The 14,181-nt window shown below is 68.0% G+C and carries 11 protein-coding genes and 2 tRNA genes; 9 read left to right on the top strand and 4 right to left on the bottom strand.

What is annotated here, in order from left to right:
- Positions 1–103: 103 nt before the first annotated feature.
- From ehuB to ACIOJD_RS07495, 6 genes are all read left to right on the top strand, one after another.
- Positions 104–1,015, top strand: coding sequence for an ectoine/hydroxyectoine ABC transporter substrate-binding protein EhuB (gene ehuB / locus ACIOJD_RS07520; RefSeq protein ID WP_401909449.1), 912 nt, complete (start codon positions 104–106; stop codon positions 1,013–1,015).
- Entirely contained in the window at positions 1,012–1,686 is a 675-nt protein-coding gene (gene ehuC, locus ACIOJD_RS07515) for an ectoine/hydroxyectoine ABC transporter permease subunit EhuC (RefSeq protein WP_401909446.1), read from the top strand. The genes ehuB and ehuC overlap by 4 nt, the downstream gene beginning before the upstream one ends.
- Positions 1,687–1,718: 32 nt before the next feature.
- Complete coding sequence (gene ehuD, locus ACIOJD_RS07510; RefSeq protein WP_401911611.1) at positions 1,719–2,336, top strand: ectoine/hydroxyectoine ABC transporter permease subunit EhuD; 618 nt, start codon at positions 1,719–1,721, stop codon at positions 2,334–2,336.
- The gene (gene ehuA / locus ACIOJD_RS07505; RefSeq protein ID WP_401909444.1) at positions 2,326–3,138 is read left to right on the top strand and encodes an ectoine/hydroxyectoine ABC transporter ATP-binding protein EhuA; all 813 of its coding nucleotides are present in this window, start codon (positions 2,326–2,328) and stop codon (positions 3,136–3,138) included. Before ehuD ends, ehuA begins: the two co-directional genes overlap by 11 nt.
- Before the next feature lie 166 nt (positions 3,139–3,304).
- Positions 3,305–4,201: an IclR family transcriptional regulator C-terminal domain-containing protein gene (locus ACIOJD_RS07500; RefSeq protein WP_401909441.1), complete on the top strand. Its 897-nt coding sequence runs from the start codon at positions 3,305–3,307 to the stop codon at positions 4,199–4,201.
- 92 nt (positions 4,202–4,293) lie between these two features.
- Positions 4,294–4,367: transfer RNA gene (locus ACIOJD_RS07495), tRNA-Lys, on the top strand.
- Between the two features lie 61 nt (positions 4,368–4,428).
- On the opposite strand, the gene ACIOJD_RS07490 is transcribed toward ACIOJD_RS07495, so the two are convergent.
- The 4 genes from ACIOJD_RS07490 to ACIOJD_RS07475 all read right to left on the bottom strand — a co-directional run bounded on the left by ACIOJD_RS07490 (position 4,429) and on the right by ACIOJD_RS07475 (position 9,226).
- Entirely contained in the window at positions 4,429–4,917 is a 489-nt protein-coding gene (locus ACIOJD_RS07490; protein ID WP_401909439.1) for a phospholipase, read from the bottom strand.
- A 454-nt stretch (positions 4,918–5,371) separates the two neighbouring features.
- Positions 5,372–5,959: a lytic polysaccharide monooxygenase gene (locus ACIOJD_RS07485; protein ID WP_401909436.1), complete on the bottom strand. Its 588-nt coding sequence runs from the start codon at positions 5,957–5,959 to the stop codon at positions 5,372–5,374.
- 145 nt (positions 5,960–6,104) lie between these two features.
- Positions 6,105–7,739 (bottom strand): SPFH domain-containing protein, encoded by a 1,635-nt coding sequence (locus ACIOJD_RS07480; RefSeq protein WP_401909433.1) that lies wholly within the window; start codon positions 7,737–7,739, stop codon positions 6,105–6,107.
- 11 nt (positions 7,740–7,750) lie between these two features.
- The gene (locus ACIOJD_RS07475; RefSeq protein WP_401909431.1) at positions 7,751–9,226 is read right to left on the bottom strand and encodes a peptidoglycan-binding protein; all 1,476 of its coding nucleotides are present in this window, start codon (positions 9,224–9,226) and stop codon (positions 7,751–7,753) included.
- Between the two features lie 181 nt (positions 9,227–9,407).
- Between ACIOJD_RS07475 and ACIOJD_RS07470 the strand changes: the two genes are divergently transcribed.
- The 3 genes from ACIOJD_RS07470 (at position 9,408) to ACIOJD_RS07460 (ending at position 14,114) form a co-directional block, all read left to right on the top strand.
- Positions 9,408–9,481 (top strand) — tRNA-Lys (locus ACIOJD_RS07470).
- 581 nt (positions 9,482–10,062) lie between these two features.
- Positions 10,063–12,165, top strand: coding sequence for a glycosyltransferase family 2 protein (locus ACIOJD_RS07465; RefSeq protein ID WP_401909428.1), 2,103 nt, complete (start codon positions 10,063–10,065; stop codon positions 12,163–12,165).
- Complete coding sequence (locus ACIOJD_RS07460) at positions 12,162–14,114, top strand: galactose oxidase-like domain-containing protein (protein WP_401909425.1); 1,953 nt, start codon at positions 12,162–12,164, stop codon at positions 14,112–14,114. Before ACIOJD_RS07465 ends, ACIOJD_RS07460 begins: the two co-directional genes overlap by 4 nt.
- Positions 14,115–14,181: the final 67 nt, after the last annotated feature.

The following is a 14,181-nucleotide window of genomic DNA, read 5'->3' as shown; positions in this document are numbered from 1 at the left end:
CATGATCCTCGTCTGGTCCACCGAGTCAAGGGCACCCGGGCGAGCACATGATCGGCTCAAAATGATGCGCATAACCTGACTGGAGTCGGGTAGCCGCGCGCCCATGGCTCCACCACCAGAGCACCATAAGAAAAGAACAATAAAACTACCCAAACCACCAATACGACGACGCTCACTGCTCCTGGGCACGGCTGTGCTGGGCGCCGCGGGGGCACTCGGAACCGCCGGATGCAGCAAAGTTCCCACCGGTGACACACTCGCCCGGCTGAAATCACAGCGCACGGTACGGCTCGGCATCGCGGGCGAGTCACCGTACGGGTTCATCAACGACCAGGGCGATTTCACCGGCGAGGCCGTGGAACTCGCCAAAGTGATCTTCAAGCGCCTGGGCATCGGCAACGTACAGCCCGTGGCGACCGACTTCTCCTCGCTGATCCCCGGGCTGAACGCGCAGCAGTTCGATGTCGTCTCGGCCGGGATGTACATCAACAAGGAACGCTGCCAGCAGGTCATCTTCGCCGACCCCGAGTACCAGATGCTCGACTCGTTCATCGTGCGCAAGGGCAACCCCAAGGGGCTCCACTCGTACCAGGACGTGGTGAAGACCAAGGCGAAGATCGCCACCGGCTCCGGCTACGCGGAGATCGACTACGCGGTGGCCGCCGGGGTCCCCGAGAAGGAACTCGTCATCCTCCAGGATCCCGTCGCGGGTCTGAACGCCGTCGAGTCCGGCCGGGTCGATGTCTTCGCCGGGACCGCGCTCACGGGTCGTGACGTGGTGAAGAAGAGCCGCAAGGCCGAGGCGACCAAGCCCTTCGCACCGCTGGTGGACGGCAAGAAGAAGGTCGACGGCGGCGGCTTCGCCTTCCGCCCCACCGACAGCGAACTCCGGGACGCCTTCAATGTCGAGATCCACAAGATGAAGAAGAGCGGCGAACTGTTCCGCATCCTGAAGCCGTTCGGCTTCACCCAGGCGGAGATGACCACCCTGACCGCAGAGGAGCTGTGCAAATGACAGCCGGCCTCTGGACCCACTGGGTACTCCCCGGTATCTGGATAACCCTCCAACTCACCCTGTTCAGCGCCCTGCTGGCCGCCGCCGTCGCCTTCGGCATAGGGATGGCCCGCACCCACCGGTCGCGCTTCGTCCGCTTCCTGGCGGGCTTCTACACCGAGATCTTCCGCGGCACGTCGGCGCTGGTGCTGATGTTCTGGCTGTTCTTCGTCATGCCGAGCCTCTTCGGCTGGGCCCTGGTCCCGATGTGGGCGGCCGTGCTGGCCCTCGGACTGTCGTACGGGGCGTACGGAGCCGAAGTCGTGCGCGGCGCGCTGAACTCCGTGACACCGGCGCAGCGCGAGGCGGGCATCGCCCTGAACTTCACGCCCTGGCAGCGCATGCGGCTGATCATGCTGCCCCAGGCGATACCCGAGATGATCCCGCCGTTCAGCAATCTGCTGATCGAGCTGGTGAAGGGCACCGCGCTGGTCTCCCTGATCGGCGTGGCCGATGTGTCGTTCGCCGCCTACCTGGTGCGCCTCGCCACCCAGGAGAGCGCCCAGATCTACTCGGTGACACTGGTGATCTACTTCGTGATCGCGTTCATCCTCGCTCGCGGCATGCGGGCTCTTGAGGTCAGGACCAAGGCCGGGATCGGCATCACCGCGACGCCGGGAGGTGCCCAGTGAACGGATGGGACTGGTCCGCCGTCGCGGACTTCATGCCACGCTTCTACGAGGGGCTGCTCCTCACCCTTCAGGTGCTGGTGCTCGGCTCGCTCCTCTCCTTCACCCTCGGCCTGGTCTGGGCGATCGGATTCCGGGCGACGACCCGCTTCGTCCGCTGGCCGGTCCACGCCGTCACGGAGTTCATCCGCAACACCCCGCTGCTGGTGCAGCTGTTCTTCTTCTTTTTCGTGCTCCCCGAGTGGGGCGTGCAGTTCTCCGGACTGGCGACCGGCACGATCGCGATCGGCCTGCACTACTCGACGTACACCGCGCAGGTCTACCGGGCCGGCATCGACGCCGTACCGGTCGGACAGTGGGAGGCGGCGACGGCCCTCAGCCTGCCGACCGGGCGGACCTGGGTGGCCGTGATCCTGCCCCAGGCGATCCGCCGGATCGTGCCGGCGCTGGGCAACTACGTCATCGCGATGCTGAAGGACACTCCGCTGCTCGCCGGGATCAGCGTGCTGGAGATGCTCCAGCAGTCCCGGCTGGAGAGCGCGGCGACCTTCCAGTACACGGAGCCGCTGACCGTGGTCGGAATCGCCTTCATCCTCATCGCCTACCCGGCTTCACTTCTCATGCGAGCCCTGGAGCGTCGTCTTGTCCGCTGACACCCCCACCCCAGCCAGTTCCCCCCTCTCCCCGGGCGCCGCCGGAGCCACGGCCACCGCCGGTGCCCGGGAGCTGATCCGCTTCGACAACGTGACGAAGCGCTTCGGCAAGAACACCGTCCTGGACAACCTCTGTTTCTCGGCGCGGCCGGGCAAGCACGTCACCCTGATCGGCCCGTCCGGCTCCGGCAAGACGACGATCCTGCGGCTGCTGATGACGCTGATGAAGCCGGACGAGGGCACGATCACCGTCAATGGTGAGCGGCTGTTCCCCGCCGACGACAAGCACGTACGCGAAGTACGCAAGAACATCGGCATGGTCTTCCAGCAGTTCAACCTCTTCCCCAACATGACCGTGCTGCGCAACATCACCGAGGCGCCGGTGCGGGTGCTCGGCCTGAGCAGGGACGAGGCCGAGGAGCGCGGCCGCGAGCTGCTCGACCTGGTCGGCCTCGGCGACCGCCACGGCGCGAAGCCGACCCAGCTCTCGGGCGGCCAGCAGCAGCGGGTGGCGATCGCCCGCGCGCTGGCGATGCGGCCGCAGATCCTGCTGCTGGACGAGGTCACCTCGGCGCTCGACCCCGAGCTGGTCGCCGGAGTGCTGGACGTGCTGCGGGACATCGCGCACTCCACGGACATCACCATGCTCTGCGTCACCCACGAGATGAACTTCGCCCGGGACATCTCCGACGATGTCCTGATGTTCGATTCCGGCAAAGTCATCGAGTCGGGGCCGCCCGAGAAAATCTTCTCGGCCCCGGAGCACGAACGTACCCGCGAGTTCCTCGGTGCGGTGCTCTGACCTCACGCTCCATGAAAAAGTTTGCCCATGGCACATGCCGAAGCGGTGCGGCCCAGCGCAGGCCCCCTGGGCCGCACCGTTTCCGTGTTCGGCAGCCACCCCGGACCAGGCATTTGGCGGCTATCGTGGTGTGTGAGCGTGCGGTCACAACCTGCTGGGGGGAACCGTGGTGCTGAGGCCGGAACCCACCGCGCCATTTCACTCGGTGCGTTATGTGCTGCGTGTCCTGGAAGTCGTGTCCAGGTACGAAGGCGGAGTGACCGATGTACAGATAGCCCGCGAGAGCGGGCTGCCGGCCGGACATCTGGCGCCCCTGCTGTCGATGCTGCGCCGCGAGGGGTACGTGGAGCGGATCCCGGACGGGGCGTATGTGCCCGGAGACTCCCTGACGCTTCTCGGCTCGGGACCGGGGACGGCCGCCGGCGCTCCCGGCTCCGGCTCTCGTTCCGGCCCGGACCCCGGCTCTCGTTCCGGCCCGGACCCCGGCTCTCGTTCCGGCCCGGACCCCGGCTCCGGCTCTCGTTCCGGCTCCGGCTCGGCCGCGGTCGCCCGTCGGCAGGCCCTGGAGGCCAGGCTTCAGGACACCCTTCACGAGCTGCGCGACTCCGTCGGCGCGGCCGTCTACATCAGCCGGTACATCGACGGTGAGATCAGGGTCACCCAGGTCGCCGACAGCCCGCTCACGCCCGCGGTCAACGAGTACGTGGACTTCCGCTCCACGGCCCACGCCAGCGCGATCGGCAAGTGCCTGCTGAACCAGCTGGACCAGAACGGCCGCCGGGACCACCTGGCCCGGCACAAGATCGCCCGCTTCACCTCCCGGACGATCACCAGCGAGCGCCTGCTGTTCTCCCGGCTGGACAGCCAGCCGCCGACGGTCCCGGTGCTCGACCTCCAGGAGTACGCGGTGGGCACGGTCTGCGCGGCGGTCCCGCTGACGGCCGGGTCCTCGGTGGGCTGCCTGGCCCTGTCCCTCCCGGTCGAGCACGCGCACCGGCTGCGCTCGGCGGCGGAGACCCTGAACCGCAGGGCCGCCCCGATGGCCATCTCACTGACGATCTAGGTCGGGCCCGGGGGCCGACCACCATGGTCCGCCGTGGTCCCGCCGTGGTCCGGAGCACCCCGGAGCAGCGGGTATTATTTTCGAGTCAGCAGGCGCCGCTAGCTCAGTTGGTTAGAGCAGCTGACTCTTAATCAGCGGGTCCGGGGTTCGAGTCCCTGGCGGCGCACCGACACGGAAAGGTCCCCTCGCACCAGCGGGGGGACCTTCTCGCGTGCGCGTTACTCGTGTCAGGCGACAGACCTCGAACCGTCCACCATCGGAGTCACGCCGAAGATGTCGACCGCGTGGTAGTACGTCCACGCCGTGGCGTCGCAGGACGTCTTCGACGCGCCGGAGTAGCCCGAGCAGACCCGCTTGAGGTCGGCGTAGAAGGCGGAGTCCACCCGTGCCTTGTTCGCGTCGAACTGGCCGGCCGCCTTGTAGTTGCGGTAGCCGAAGTCATGGCGGGCGCAGGCGGTCTGGAAGGGGAAGCCGAACGGGTTGTCCGGCGACGACGAGCAGTAGTCCGTGGTCCAGTCGAAGCCGTAGGCCGACCAGGAGCCCTGGTTGCCCCGGGCGGCGACCCAGGAGTTGTAGCTGGCGGCGGACTCCTGCGTCCAGCCGCTGAGGACCTGCGGCTTGTCGGCGGGGGCGGCGACCGCCTGACCGCTCGTCAACAGGGCGGCGGGGAGGGCGAGTACAGCGGCTATGAGCGGGAGTGCCAGACGTCTGCGCATGACCAAAAACCTCCGGTTGGAGTGGTGGGGGGAGACGCTCCCGGCCCGGGGTGGCACGGAGCGCCCTTAGCCTGAACTGCCTTGCTGTCGCAGGGGTCTACGCGCGATGACCCTTGCGGGAATGGTCCCCAACATCCAGGCGTCCGGAAACCCCTCCGGCGTGAACAGACAGCCGAAAACCACCACTTGACACTGTCGCGCGGAGGCCCGCCGCATATCTCCGGAGTATCTTCACGGTCCGTCTTCCCACGATCAGGGGAAGCACGTGTAAGGGACCCGGGCCGAACGAACGAACCCGCCCCGCCGGCGGAGCCGGCGGGGCGGGCGGTGGAACGCGGGACTGGCCCCCTGAGGAGCGCGGCCCGGCGGTGCGCCGCGCCCCCCAAGGGTCGTATCGCCACTGACGAGACGTCAGCGGATCGGCCACGTCAGCGGACCAGAACGGTCCGCGGAGTCAGAACTGGACGTCGGAGCACGAGTAGAACGCGTTCGACGTGTCGGCGATGGTCCACACCGCCACGATCATGTGCCGGCCGGACTTCGACGGGAGCGTCCCCGAGTGCGACAGCGTGCTCGGCGGCCGCTGCCCGTTGTACGGCACCGTCAGGAACGGCTGGGAGTCCAGAGCCGAGCGGGTCAGCGGCTGGGAGGGGTTCCAGCCGCTCCTGGTGATGTAGTACTTGAAGTCCGTCGTGGCGTGCGAGGCGGTGAACTGCCAGCGGAACGAGAAGTTCTGGCCCGACGAGAGCCTGGTGGTGGGCCAGGTGCCGCCGCGCGGGTCGTCGAGTTGCGCGAACTGGCTGAGGCCGCCCGAGCAGATCTTCCCGTCGGCGGGCCCCGCAGCCGGGAAGCCCTTCGGCCCTTCGACGCTCTGCGGCTCCCACTGAATGTTGCCGCAGTTCGCCACCGTGCCGTTGGCACAGAGCTTCTGGCGGCTGATGGGTGAGTCGGTGTAGCCGTGACTGCTGGCGCTGCCGGTCCCGAGCAGAGATACACCGGCGATCGCGAGGCCGACCACGGCCGCGCTTATCTTCTTTCGCATGCTTCGCTCCAGAGAACGTGGGGAGTTCGGTGAACCGTGCTGCACGCGTGCGGGGAGAGCGAGCGATCTGTGGTCTGGACCAACTCCTAGAATATGGACGGAACTTGACCGTGTCCATAACAAATTCAGCTCAGGTCCAGACCACTTAGAGCCGCTCCCCCGCTCCCTGCCGACCGTTGTAGAAGGCGACTGTCAGATCCTTGACCAGTGCCTTGCGCTCGTAGTCGTCCAGTTCCACCAGTCCGCGCGAGGTCAGGCGGTGCACGGTGTCGTCCACCGCGTCCACCACCGCGGTGAGCACGCTGTCCCGGTGCTTGGCGTCGATCGCCGCGATCCGGCGGCGCTGCATCGCCGCGGCGATCTCGGGCGCGTACTCGATCCGTGTCGGCTGCGCCGAGAACACGTCGATACCGACGGGCCGGCACTCCGCCGACAGCATCCGGGTCAGCGCGTCCCCGACCGCCTCGGCGTCGCGCAGCGTCGGCGCCTCGTCGTGGAAGGCGTCGGCGGGCAGTTGCGAGAGCACCCGCGCCATCGCCGCCTCCACCTGCTCCCGCAGATACTCCTCATGGTCCTCGACCCCGAGGGCCGCGCGCACCGTGTCCTTCACCCGCCAGATCACCAGGACCACGACGCGCAGCTCGGTGCCGTTGGAGTCGACCACCGGCATCGGCTCACTGCGCCAGTGCCGCAGCCGTACGTCCACCCAGCGGCGCACCAGCAGCGGGCTCATCCAGAGCAGTCCCGTACGGCGCACGCTCCCCCGGTAGTCGCCGAACAGCGTCAGCACCCATGCCTGCCCGACCTCGCCGCGGCCGAGCCCGCCGAAGGCGAGGAACATGACCGTCACACCGAGCACGAGCAGGCTCCAGCCACCGACGCCGAGACCGTGGTACGGACGCGAGGGCAGCCGGAGCGGCTCGGTCACGACGTCCGGCAGGACCCCGGCCCACCAGAGCACCGCCGCGCACGCGAGGAACGCCGCGAGCCCGACGATCGCGGCAGCGGAGCCGGGCAGTACGGGACCGGGCCGCTCGGCGAGCCGGGGATCGCCCGACGGCGCTCCGCGCGACGGCACGGAGGGTACGGGAGCGGGGGCCGGCACCCGTCGGACCCGGGGCTGCTCACCGGTCCCCCACCGCCGTCCGACCACGGTGGGACCGGCGGAACTCCCTTCCGCCCCACGGACGTCGGCCTCGTCGCGGAAGAGGAGATGCACGGGGATCTCCTGGGTGCTCTCGCCCACGATGAGCGGACTCCACCGAGGGCCCTGAGCACCGACGGCCGCGGTACGGAGAGGCGCCCCGGTACCTGCCACCCCGACGCCCGCCACCGCGGCGCCCGCGACCCCGGCGGGCACGCTCATGCCCGCACCCGCACCCGCACCCGCGCTCTCGCTCCCGCTCCCGCTCCCGCTCAGGCGAACCCGTTCCACAGCCTCGTCCTGCGCGGTCCCGTCGTGGGGGGCCTCCGGTGCGGGCCAGGTGTCACGTGACGGCTCATGCGGCGGCTCGTGTGGCGCCTCATGCGTGTCGTGTGCGCCAGGCACGTCATCGGACGTCCCGGACATCGGCTCCTCCGGCGGCCGCACCACCCCGGCCCCGGGCTTGTCCCAGGCCTCGGGGTAGGTGAGGGGCGCCAGTGCGTCCTCGTACGGCCCGTCGCCGTACGGCCGGTCCTCGTACGACGACACCGGCCGCTCGCGTTCGTACCGCGGCCCCTGCCCGGCGCCACCGGGTGCGCGCTCGCCGTCGTCCGGTTGCGAGGTGGTCGTCGTCATCCTTGCCTCCGTCATGCGAAGAGTCGCCGCCAGGTCTGGGGGCCGGGGTAGCCGTCGGCCTCGGTGCCGCGCCAGCCCTGGGCGCGCTGGAAGGCCTCGACATTGCGCCGGTCGGCCTCGGTCCAGTGGCGCTCCGGGCCCGAGACGTAGTGCTTGCCGAAGCCCTTGCGCACCAGCTGCTTGCCGAGTTGCTCGACGTAAGCACCGGACCGGCCGGGCCGGAAGTGCTCGGCCCCCGGGTACGCCGGCACACTCCCGGCGCTCGTACCGGCGCTCCCGCCCGCACCGGCACTCCCCGCGCCCGTACCGGCTCCTCCGCCCGACCCGGCATTCCCGGCGCCCGTACCGGCTCCCCCGCTCGTGCTGTCGGCTCCGTCCGTACCCAGCGACGGGATGTCGTTGCCCAGGCCGTTCACCAGGTACCGCCAGGTCTCGGGCCCCGGCAACCCGTCCGCGTCCGTACCGCGCCAGCCCTGCGCGAGCTGGAACGCCTCGGTGGCCAGCCGGTCCGCCTCGGTCCACCGCGGACCGGGGCCCACGCCGTAGAAACGCTTGCCGCCGCGCTTCACGAGCATCTCGCCCAGCTGCGTGACGTACTTGTTGTCGGCGCCGGGCCCGAAGAACCCCGCCCCCGGGAACGCGGCCGCCGCTCCGGTACCCGGCTCCGCGTCCGGCCCCTTGCCGTCGGTTTCTTCGATCAGGCCCTTGTAGCGGTAGGGCACATAGCGGTCGGAGTTGTTCCAGTACGCCATCGGCGTGGACTGCGTACGCGTGTGCGGCTTCGTCTGCTCGTAGGCCACGTAGTGCGAGTGCGCGCTGTCGGTCCAGCCGCCGAAGAGCGTGACGTGCGAACCCTTCTCCGGGTTGGACGGATTGTGGAAGAGCAGCATGTCGCCGGGCTCCAACTCCTCCCGCTCGATCCGCACACCGAACGCGTCCAGGCTGCCCGTCCACTCGTTGCCGTCGAGGTTCCAGGCCATGGAGACATAGCCGGAGCAGTCCTGGCGGTATCCGTCCGACCAGTACTTCTCCATGCTGTACGGCACCTTCTCGGCCACCCACCGCTTGGCGCGGTTGATGATCTCGGTCCGGGTGGACTTGCGCAGCCCGGACGGCTGGCTGGGCCCGGGACCCGGCAGGGGACGCCCGTACAGCGGAGCGCTCCCGCCCTGCGGGCTCGTCGGGTCGGGGCCGAAGGCCGGGGCTCCCGCCGTCGCCCCGTTCAGTGAGCCGCTCGGCAGACCGGCCGCGTGTGCCGTTGTCGTACCCGCCGCACTCACCGCGTCCGCGGCACCCGCCACACCCGGAGCACCGAGCGCGACGCCCGCCGCGGTGAACAGCACCATCGCCCGCCGGGCGCCGTGCGCGGCCGGATGGCCACCCGCCTTCACCGACAGCCCTCTGGCCAGATCGCGTCGCCGCTCGGCGCAGCCGGCGCAGGCGCAGTCGAGAGCGGGCTCGTACTCCTCGAAAACCGGGACGGTCATGTGATCCCTCCACACTCATCAGATGGTTGGGCGCATCCGTACGGGCGCCGCTTCCTCAACTGTCAGAACAAATCACACTTTGACGGATCAAAGGTACGAAAAGACAATGCGACAGGCCGCAACAGCCATCAAATGGTCGGAGCCACCCACCCCGATCGGGTAGAGTTCTCCAGGTCAGCAGGCGCCGCTAGCTCAGTTGGTTAGAGCAGCTGACTCTTAATCAGCGGGTCCGGGGTTCGAGTCCCTGGCGGCGCACGCACAGTAGAAGCCCTCTCACATCACGTGAGGGGGCTTCTCTCGTTTCCGCAACCGACCGACAACCGGCTTGCGGCCAGCCCTCGATCACCTGGAAGCCGCCCCGGAGGCGGCCTCTTCATGACTTCACATAATCCTAATATTCCCCGCCAAATCACTCACTCCGACGCGCGAAGGGCAGCACTCGCGCACTGACATCTCCCCCACATGTCACCAACATCTCCGTCACACCAGCCACTCAATTCCCGTAGATAAACGACAAACAGTCCATTTCTTCCTTGCGGTGGCGACGGCGGTCGGACAACCTATCCTGGAGCCGTTGACTCCAATTGGGCGTGTGACCCGAACAGTTGGACGCGGCGCGAGGAAATGTAGGGATGTCCCGACGGGTGGGCCCGGCGGGCAGGGGGCCCCGTTCACGCGTCGCGACCGTCGCCGGCTGCATGCAACCGGGCGGCCTTGTTTCCTGTCTTCAGAGGGCGGAGGCCGCATTTGACGCGTCCGGCCGATGGTCGAGGGGGCCATTCCGGATGAACCGATCAATAAGTCACGCAGCAAGCGTGCGTGCGGGGGGATGACTCATGACGTCAACGCCAGATGGCACCCGGCAGAACAGCGACGCGTCCCGGACCACCCAACTCCGGATTCCCTCGCAGCTCAGAAGCGGCGGACCGAGGCCACGGCCGCGGAAAGCGGCCCTGCCGAAGTACGACTACGAGCACTACAGCCGGCTCGCCGGCCCGCTCACCAAGCCGGACCCGGACAAGCCGTACAAGGTCCAGTACCGCTCGCTGCTCTCGCAGGAGCCGCACCGCGTCCGGGCCGCCCTGCTGCTCGGCGCGGCGCCGCTGCTCTCGATCGGTCTCTTCGCCTGGCTGATGCAGCCCCAGCACTGGACGGAGCGCGACCCGAACCTCAAGAACGACACGCTCCTCGTCCTCGACATCGTCATGCTGGTCTCGATCGGGCTGATCGAGCTGTTCCGTACGATGAACGTCCTCTCGAACGCGCACGCCACGCTGGTGGCACGTGACCCCGTCCCCGTCGTGCCGCAGAGCGGCACCCGGGTCGCCTTCCTCACCTCCTTCGTACCGGGCAAGGAGCCCCTCGAAATGGTGACGAAGACGCTGGAGGCGGCGGTACGGATCAGGCATCGCGGGCTGATGCACGTCTGGTTGCTCGACGAGGGCGACGACCCGGCCGTGAAGGAGGTCTGCGCCCGCCTCGGTGTGCACCACTTCTCCCGCAAGGGCATAGCCAAGTGGAACCAGGCCACGGGCGCGCACCGCGCCAAGACGAAGCACGGCAACTACAACGCCTGGCTCGAGGCGCACGGCGACGACTACGACTACTTCGCCTCCGTGGACACCGACCACGTACCGATGCCCAACTACCTGGAGCGGATGCTCGGTTACTTCCGCGACCCGGACATCGGCTTTGTCATCGGCCCGCAGGTCTACGGCAACTACGACACCTTCGTCACCAAGGCCGCCGAGTCGCAGCAGTTCCTCTTCCACGCCCTGATCCAGCGCGCGGGCAACCGCTACGGCGCGCCCATGTTCGTCGGTACGAGCAACGCCGTAAGGATCAAGGCGCTCAAGCAGATCGGCGGCCTGTACGACTCGATCACCGAGGACATGGCGACCGGCTTCGAGATGCACCGCCACCGCAACCCCGAGTCGGGCAACAAGTGGCGCTCGGTCTACACCCCGGACGTGCTGGCCGTGGGCGAGGGCCCGAGCGCCTGGACCGACTTCTTCACCCAGCAACTGCGCTGGTCCAGGGGCACCTACGAGACGATCCTCAAGCAGTACTGGAAGGGCTTCTCCTCGCTGCCGCCCGGCAAGCTCTTCAACTACACGATGATGATCATCTTCTACCCGATGTCGGCCCTCAACTGGATCCTGGCGGCGCTGAGTTGTGCGCTGTTCCTGGGCATGGGCGCCTCGGGTGTGCAGATCGACCCGACGATCTGGATGATGCTGTACGGCAATGCCTCGGCCCTCCAGATCGGCCTCTACATCTGGAACCGCCGCCACAACGTCTCGCCACACGAGCCCGAGGGTTCCGGCGGGCTGGCCGGTATGGCGATGTCCGCGATGTCCGCGCCGCTCTACGCCCGTTCACTGATGGACGCGGTGCTGCGCCGCAAGAGTTCGTTCGTGGTGACGCCCAAGGGCGACTCGTCCAGCCCGGACACGCTGTTCGGTACGTTCCGGATCCACCTCTTCTTCATTCTGGTCTTCGGCGGCTCCATGGTCGCCGCCTTCATCCTCGGGCACGACCATCCGGCGATGATCACCTGGGCGACGCTGGCCCTGCTGATCACGGCGGCGCCGATCTTCGCCTGGCGCTGGGGAATGCGCGAGGAGAAGAAGAAGCGGCGGCACAAGCGGGGGGCGCGGCCGGCTCCGCAGTGGGCGGACACCCCGCAGACGGCTCCGAACGCGCAGACCGCTCAATTCCCGCAGTCGGCGCAGACGACCCGGCTTCCCCAGACCGTACAGACCGCGCAGACGGCGCCGACCGCACACCTTCCGCAGGCGGCCCAGACAGCTCAGACCGCGCAGCTTCCGGCCCAGACAGCCCAGCTTCCGGCCCAGACCGCGCGGCTTCCGCAGGCGACGATGCCCGGCACCACCGATCAGGCACAGCAGATTTCCCTTGGGGGACGTAAGAAATGAGCGCGATTCCCGTCCGGCAGAACCACCGCAGGAACCGCGCCCGTCGCCTGGCGATAGGTTCCGCGGTGGTCGTCGCGGTGGCCGGCTTCAACGGACCCGCGCTCTACCGGTTCAGCTCGGAGCAGTACCACGAGTACAAGATCAACCGCCCTGACTACAAGGCGGCGAACGGCCATTGGAGCTTCCTCGACGTCCCGGCCGAGTTCAAGATCAATTCGATTCACGCCTCGCTCCTGCACACCGGCAAGGTGCTGCTGATCGCGGGCTCCGGGAACAACCAGAAGAACTTCGACGCGGGCAAGTTCGAGTCGGTGCTCTGGGACCCGGCGACCGACAAGTACACGAAGATCCCGACGCCCAAGGACATGTTCTGCTCCGGGCACACCCAACTGCCCGACGGAAACCTGCTGGTGGCGGGCGGTACGAAGCGGTACGAGAAGCTGAAGGGCGACATCACCAAGGCCGGTGGCCTGATGGTCGTCCACAACGAGGACCCGGACAAGCCGATCACGCTGCCCGCGGGCACGATGTTCACGGGCAAGGAGAACGGCAAGACGTTCGTCTCCAAGGACCCGGTCCTGGTCGAGAAGGCCAGGAAGATCTTCGACAAGAACACGGGCGCGTTCCTGCGGACCGAGGCCGGCCTGGGCCGTATCTACGTCGAGGCGCGCAAGTCGGGTAAGAAGTACGAGACCGGCACCGAGGACAACTACCGCGTGCAGGGCGCGAAGGGCACCGACGCCCGCAACGTCTACGGCATCGCGCAGAAGCTCGCGCTCGACAAGAAGGACTTCCAGGGCATCAAGGAGGCCTTCGAGTTCGACCCGGTGGCGGAGAAGTACATCAAGGTCGACCCGATGAACGAGGCCCGCTGGTATCCCACGCTGACCACGCTCGAGGACGGCAAGGTCCTGGCGATGTCCGGGCTGGACGAGATCGGCCAGATCGTCCCCGGCAAGGACGAGATCTACGATCCTGAGACCAGGAGCTGGGAGTACACCGGGATCATCCGGAAGTTCCCCACGTACCCGGCGGTCTTCCTGATGGACAACGGCAAGCTCTTCTACAGCGGTTCCAACGCCGGCTACGGACCGGCCGACGTCGGCCGTGACCCGGGCATCTGGGATCTCGCCACGAACACGTTCGACAAGATCCCGGGCCTGAGCGACCCCAAGCTGATGGAGACGTCCGCGACGGTCATGCTGCCGCCCGCCCAGGACCAGAAGTTCATGGTCATCGGCGGTGGCGGCGTCGGCGAGTCCGACAAGTCCAGCGAGAAGTCCCGGCTGGTCGACCTCAAGGACCCCAACCCCCGCTTCAAGGACGGCGCGTCACTGGAGAAGGGCACCCGCTACCCGAGTGCCTCCCTGATGCCCGACGACAGCGTGCTGGTCACGGGCGGCTCGCAGGACTACCGGGGGCGCGGCGGCTCCGATGTCCTCCAGGCCCGGATGTACGACCCGAAGTCCGGCCGGTACACCCGGGTCGCGGACCCGGCGGTGGGCCGCAACTACCACTCGGGCTCGCTCCTGCTGCCCGACGGCCGGGTCATGATCTTCGGCTCGGACTCGCTCTACTCCGACAAGGCCAATACCAAGCCGGGCGTCTTCGAGCAGCGGATCGAGATCTACACCCCGCCGTACCTCTACCGGAGCGAGCGGCCCCTGCTCACGGACGGCCCCAAGTCCATCGAGCGCGGCGACACGGCGACGTTCAAGACGAAGAACCCCGCGTCGATCAGGACGGCGAAGCTGATACGCCCGAGCGCGGTCACCCATGTCACCGATGTCGAACAGCGCTCGATCGCGCTGGACATGAAGAAGACGGCGGACGGCATCGAGGTCACGGTCCCGAAGAACAGCGCGCTGGTCCCGTCGGGCTGGTACATGGTCTTCGTGACGGACGACAAGGGGACGCCGTCGAAGGGCGTGTGGGTGGACGTGCCGTAATACGGCCCTGCGTCCTGGTTCCACCACCTTCCCCCGAGCCCTTCCGTTCCCGCCCCGGTGCGCGCCT

The sequence above is a fragment of the Streptomyces sp. NPDC088116 genome, from assembly GCF_044741745.1.
Taxonomy (GTDB): domain Bacteria; phylum Actinomycetota; class Actinomycetes; order Streptomycetales; family Streptomycetaceae; genus Streptomyces.
Note: the sequence above shows the minus strand (reverse complement) of the source record. Positions and strands in the feature narration are given on the sequence as shown.

Bases quoted from the DNA above. Each gene is read 5' to 3' on its own strand.
- ACIOJD_RS07475 (WP_401909431.1), bottom strand. From the start codon at position 9,226: ATGACCGTCCCGGTTTTCGAGGAGTACGAGCCCGCTCTCGACTGCGCC.
- ACIOJD_RS07460 (WP_401909425.1), top strand. From the start codon at position 12,162: ATGAGCGCGATTCCCGTCCGGCAGAACCACCGCAGGAACCGCGCCCGT.
- ehuC (WP_401909446.1), top strand. From the start codon at position 1,012: ATGACAGCCGGCCTCTGGACCCACTGGGTACTCCCCGGTATCTGGATA.
- ACIOJD_RS07485 (WP_401909436.1), bottom strand. From the start codon at position 5,959: ATGCGAAAGAAGATAAGCGCGGCCGTGGTCGGCCTCGCGATCGCCGGT.
- ACIOJD_RS07490 (WP_401909439.1), bottom strand. From the start codon at position 4,917: ATGCGCAGACGTCTGGCACTCCCGCTCATAGCCGCTGTACTCGCCCTC.
- ehuD (WP_401911611.1), top strand. From the start codon at position 1,719: ATGCCACGCTTCTACGAGGGGCTGCTCCTCACCCTTCAGGTGCTGGTG.
- ACIOJD_RS07480 (WP_401909433.1), bottom strand. From the start codon at position 7,739: ATGACGACGACCACCTCGCAACCGGACGACGGCGAGCGCGCACCCGGT.
- ACIOJD_RS07465 (WP_401909428.1), top strand. From the start codon at position 10,063: ATGACGTCAACGCCAGATGGCACCCGGCAGAACAGCGACGCGTCCCGG.
- ehuB (WP_401909449.1), top strand. From the start codon at position 104: ATGGCTCCACCACCAGAGCACCATAAGAAAAGAACAATAAAACTACCC.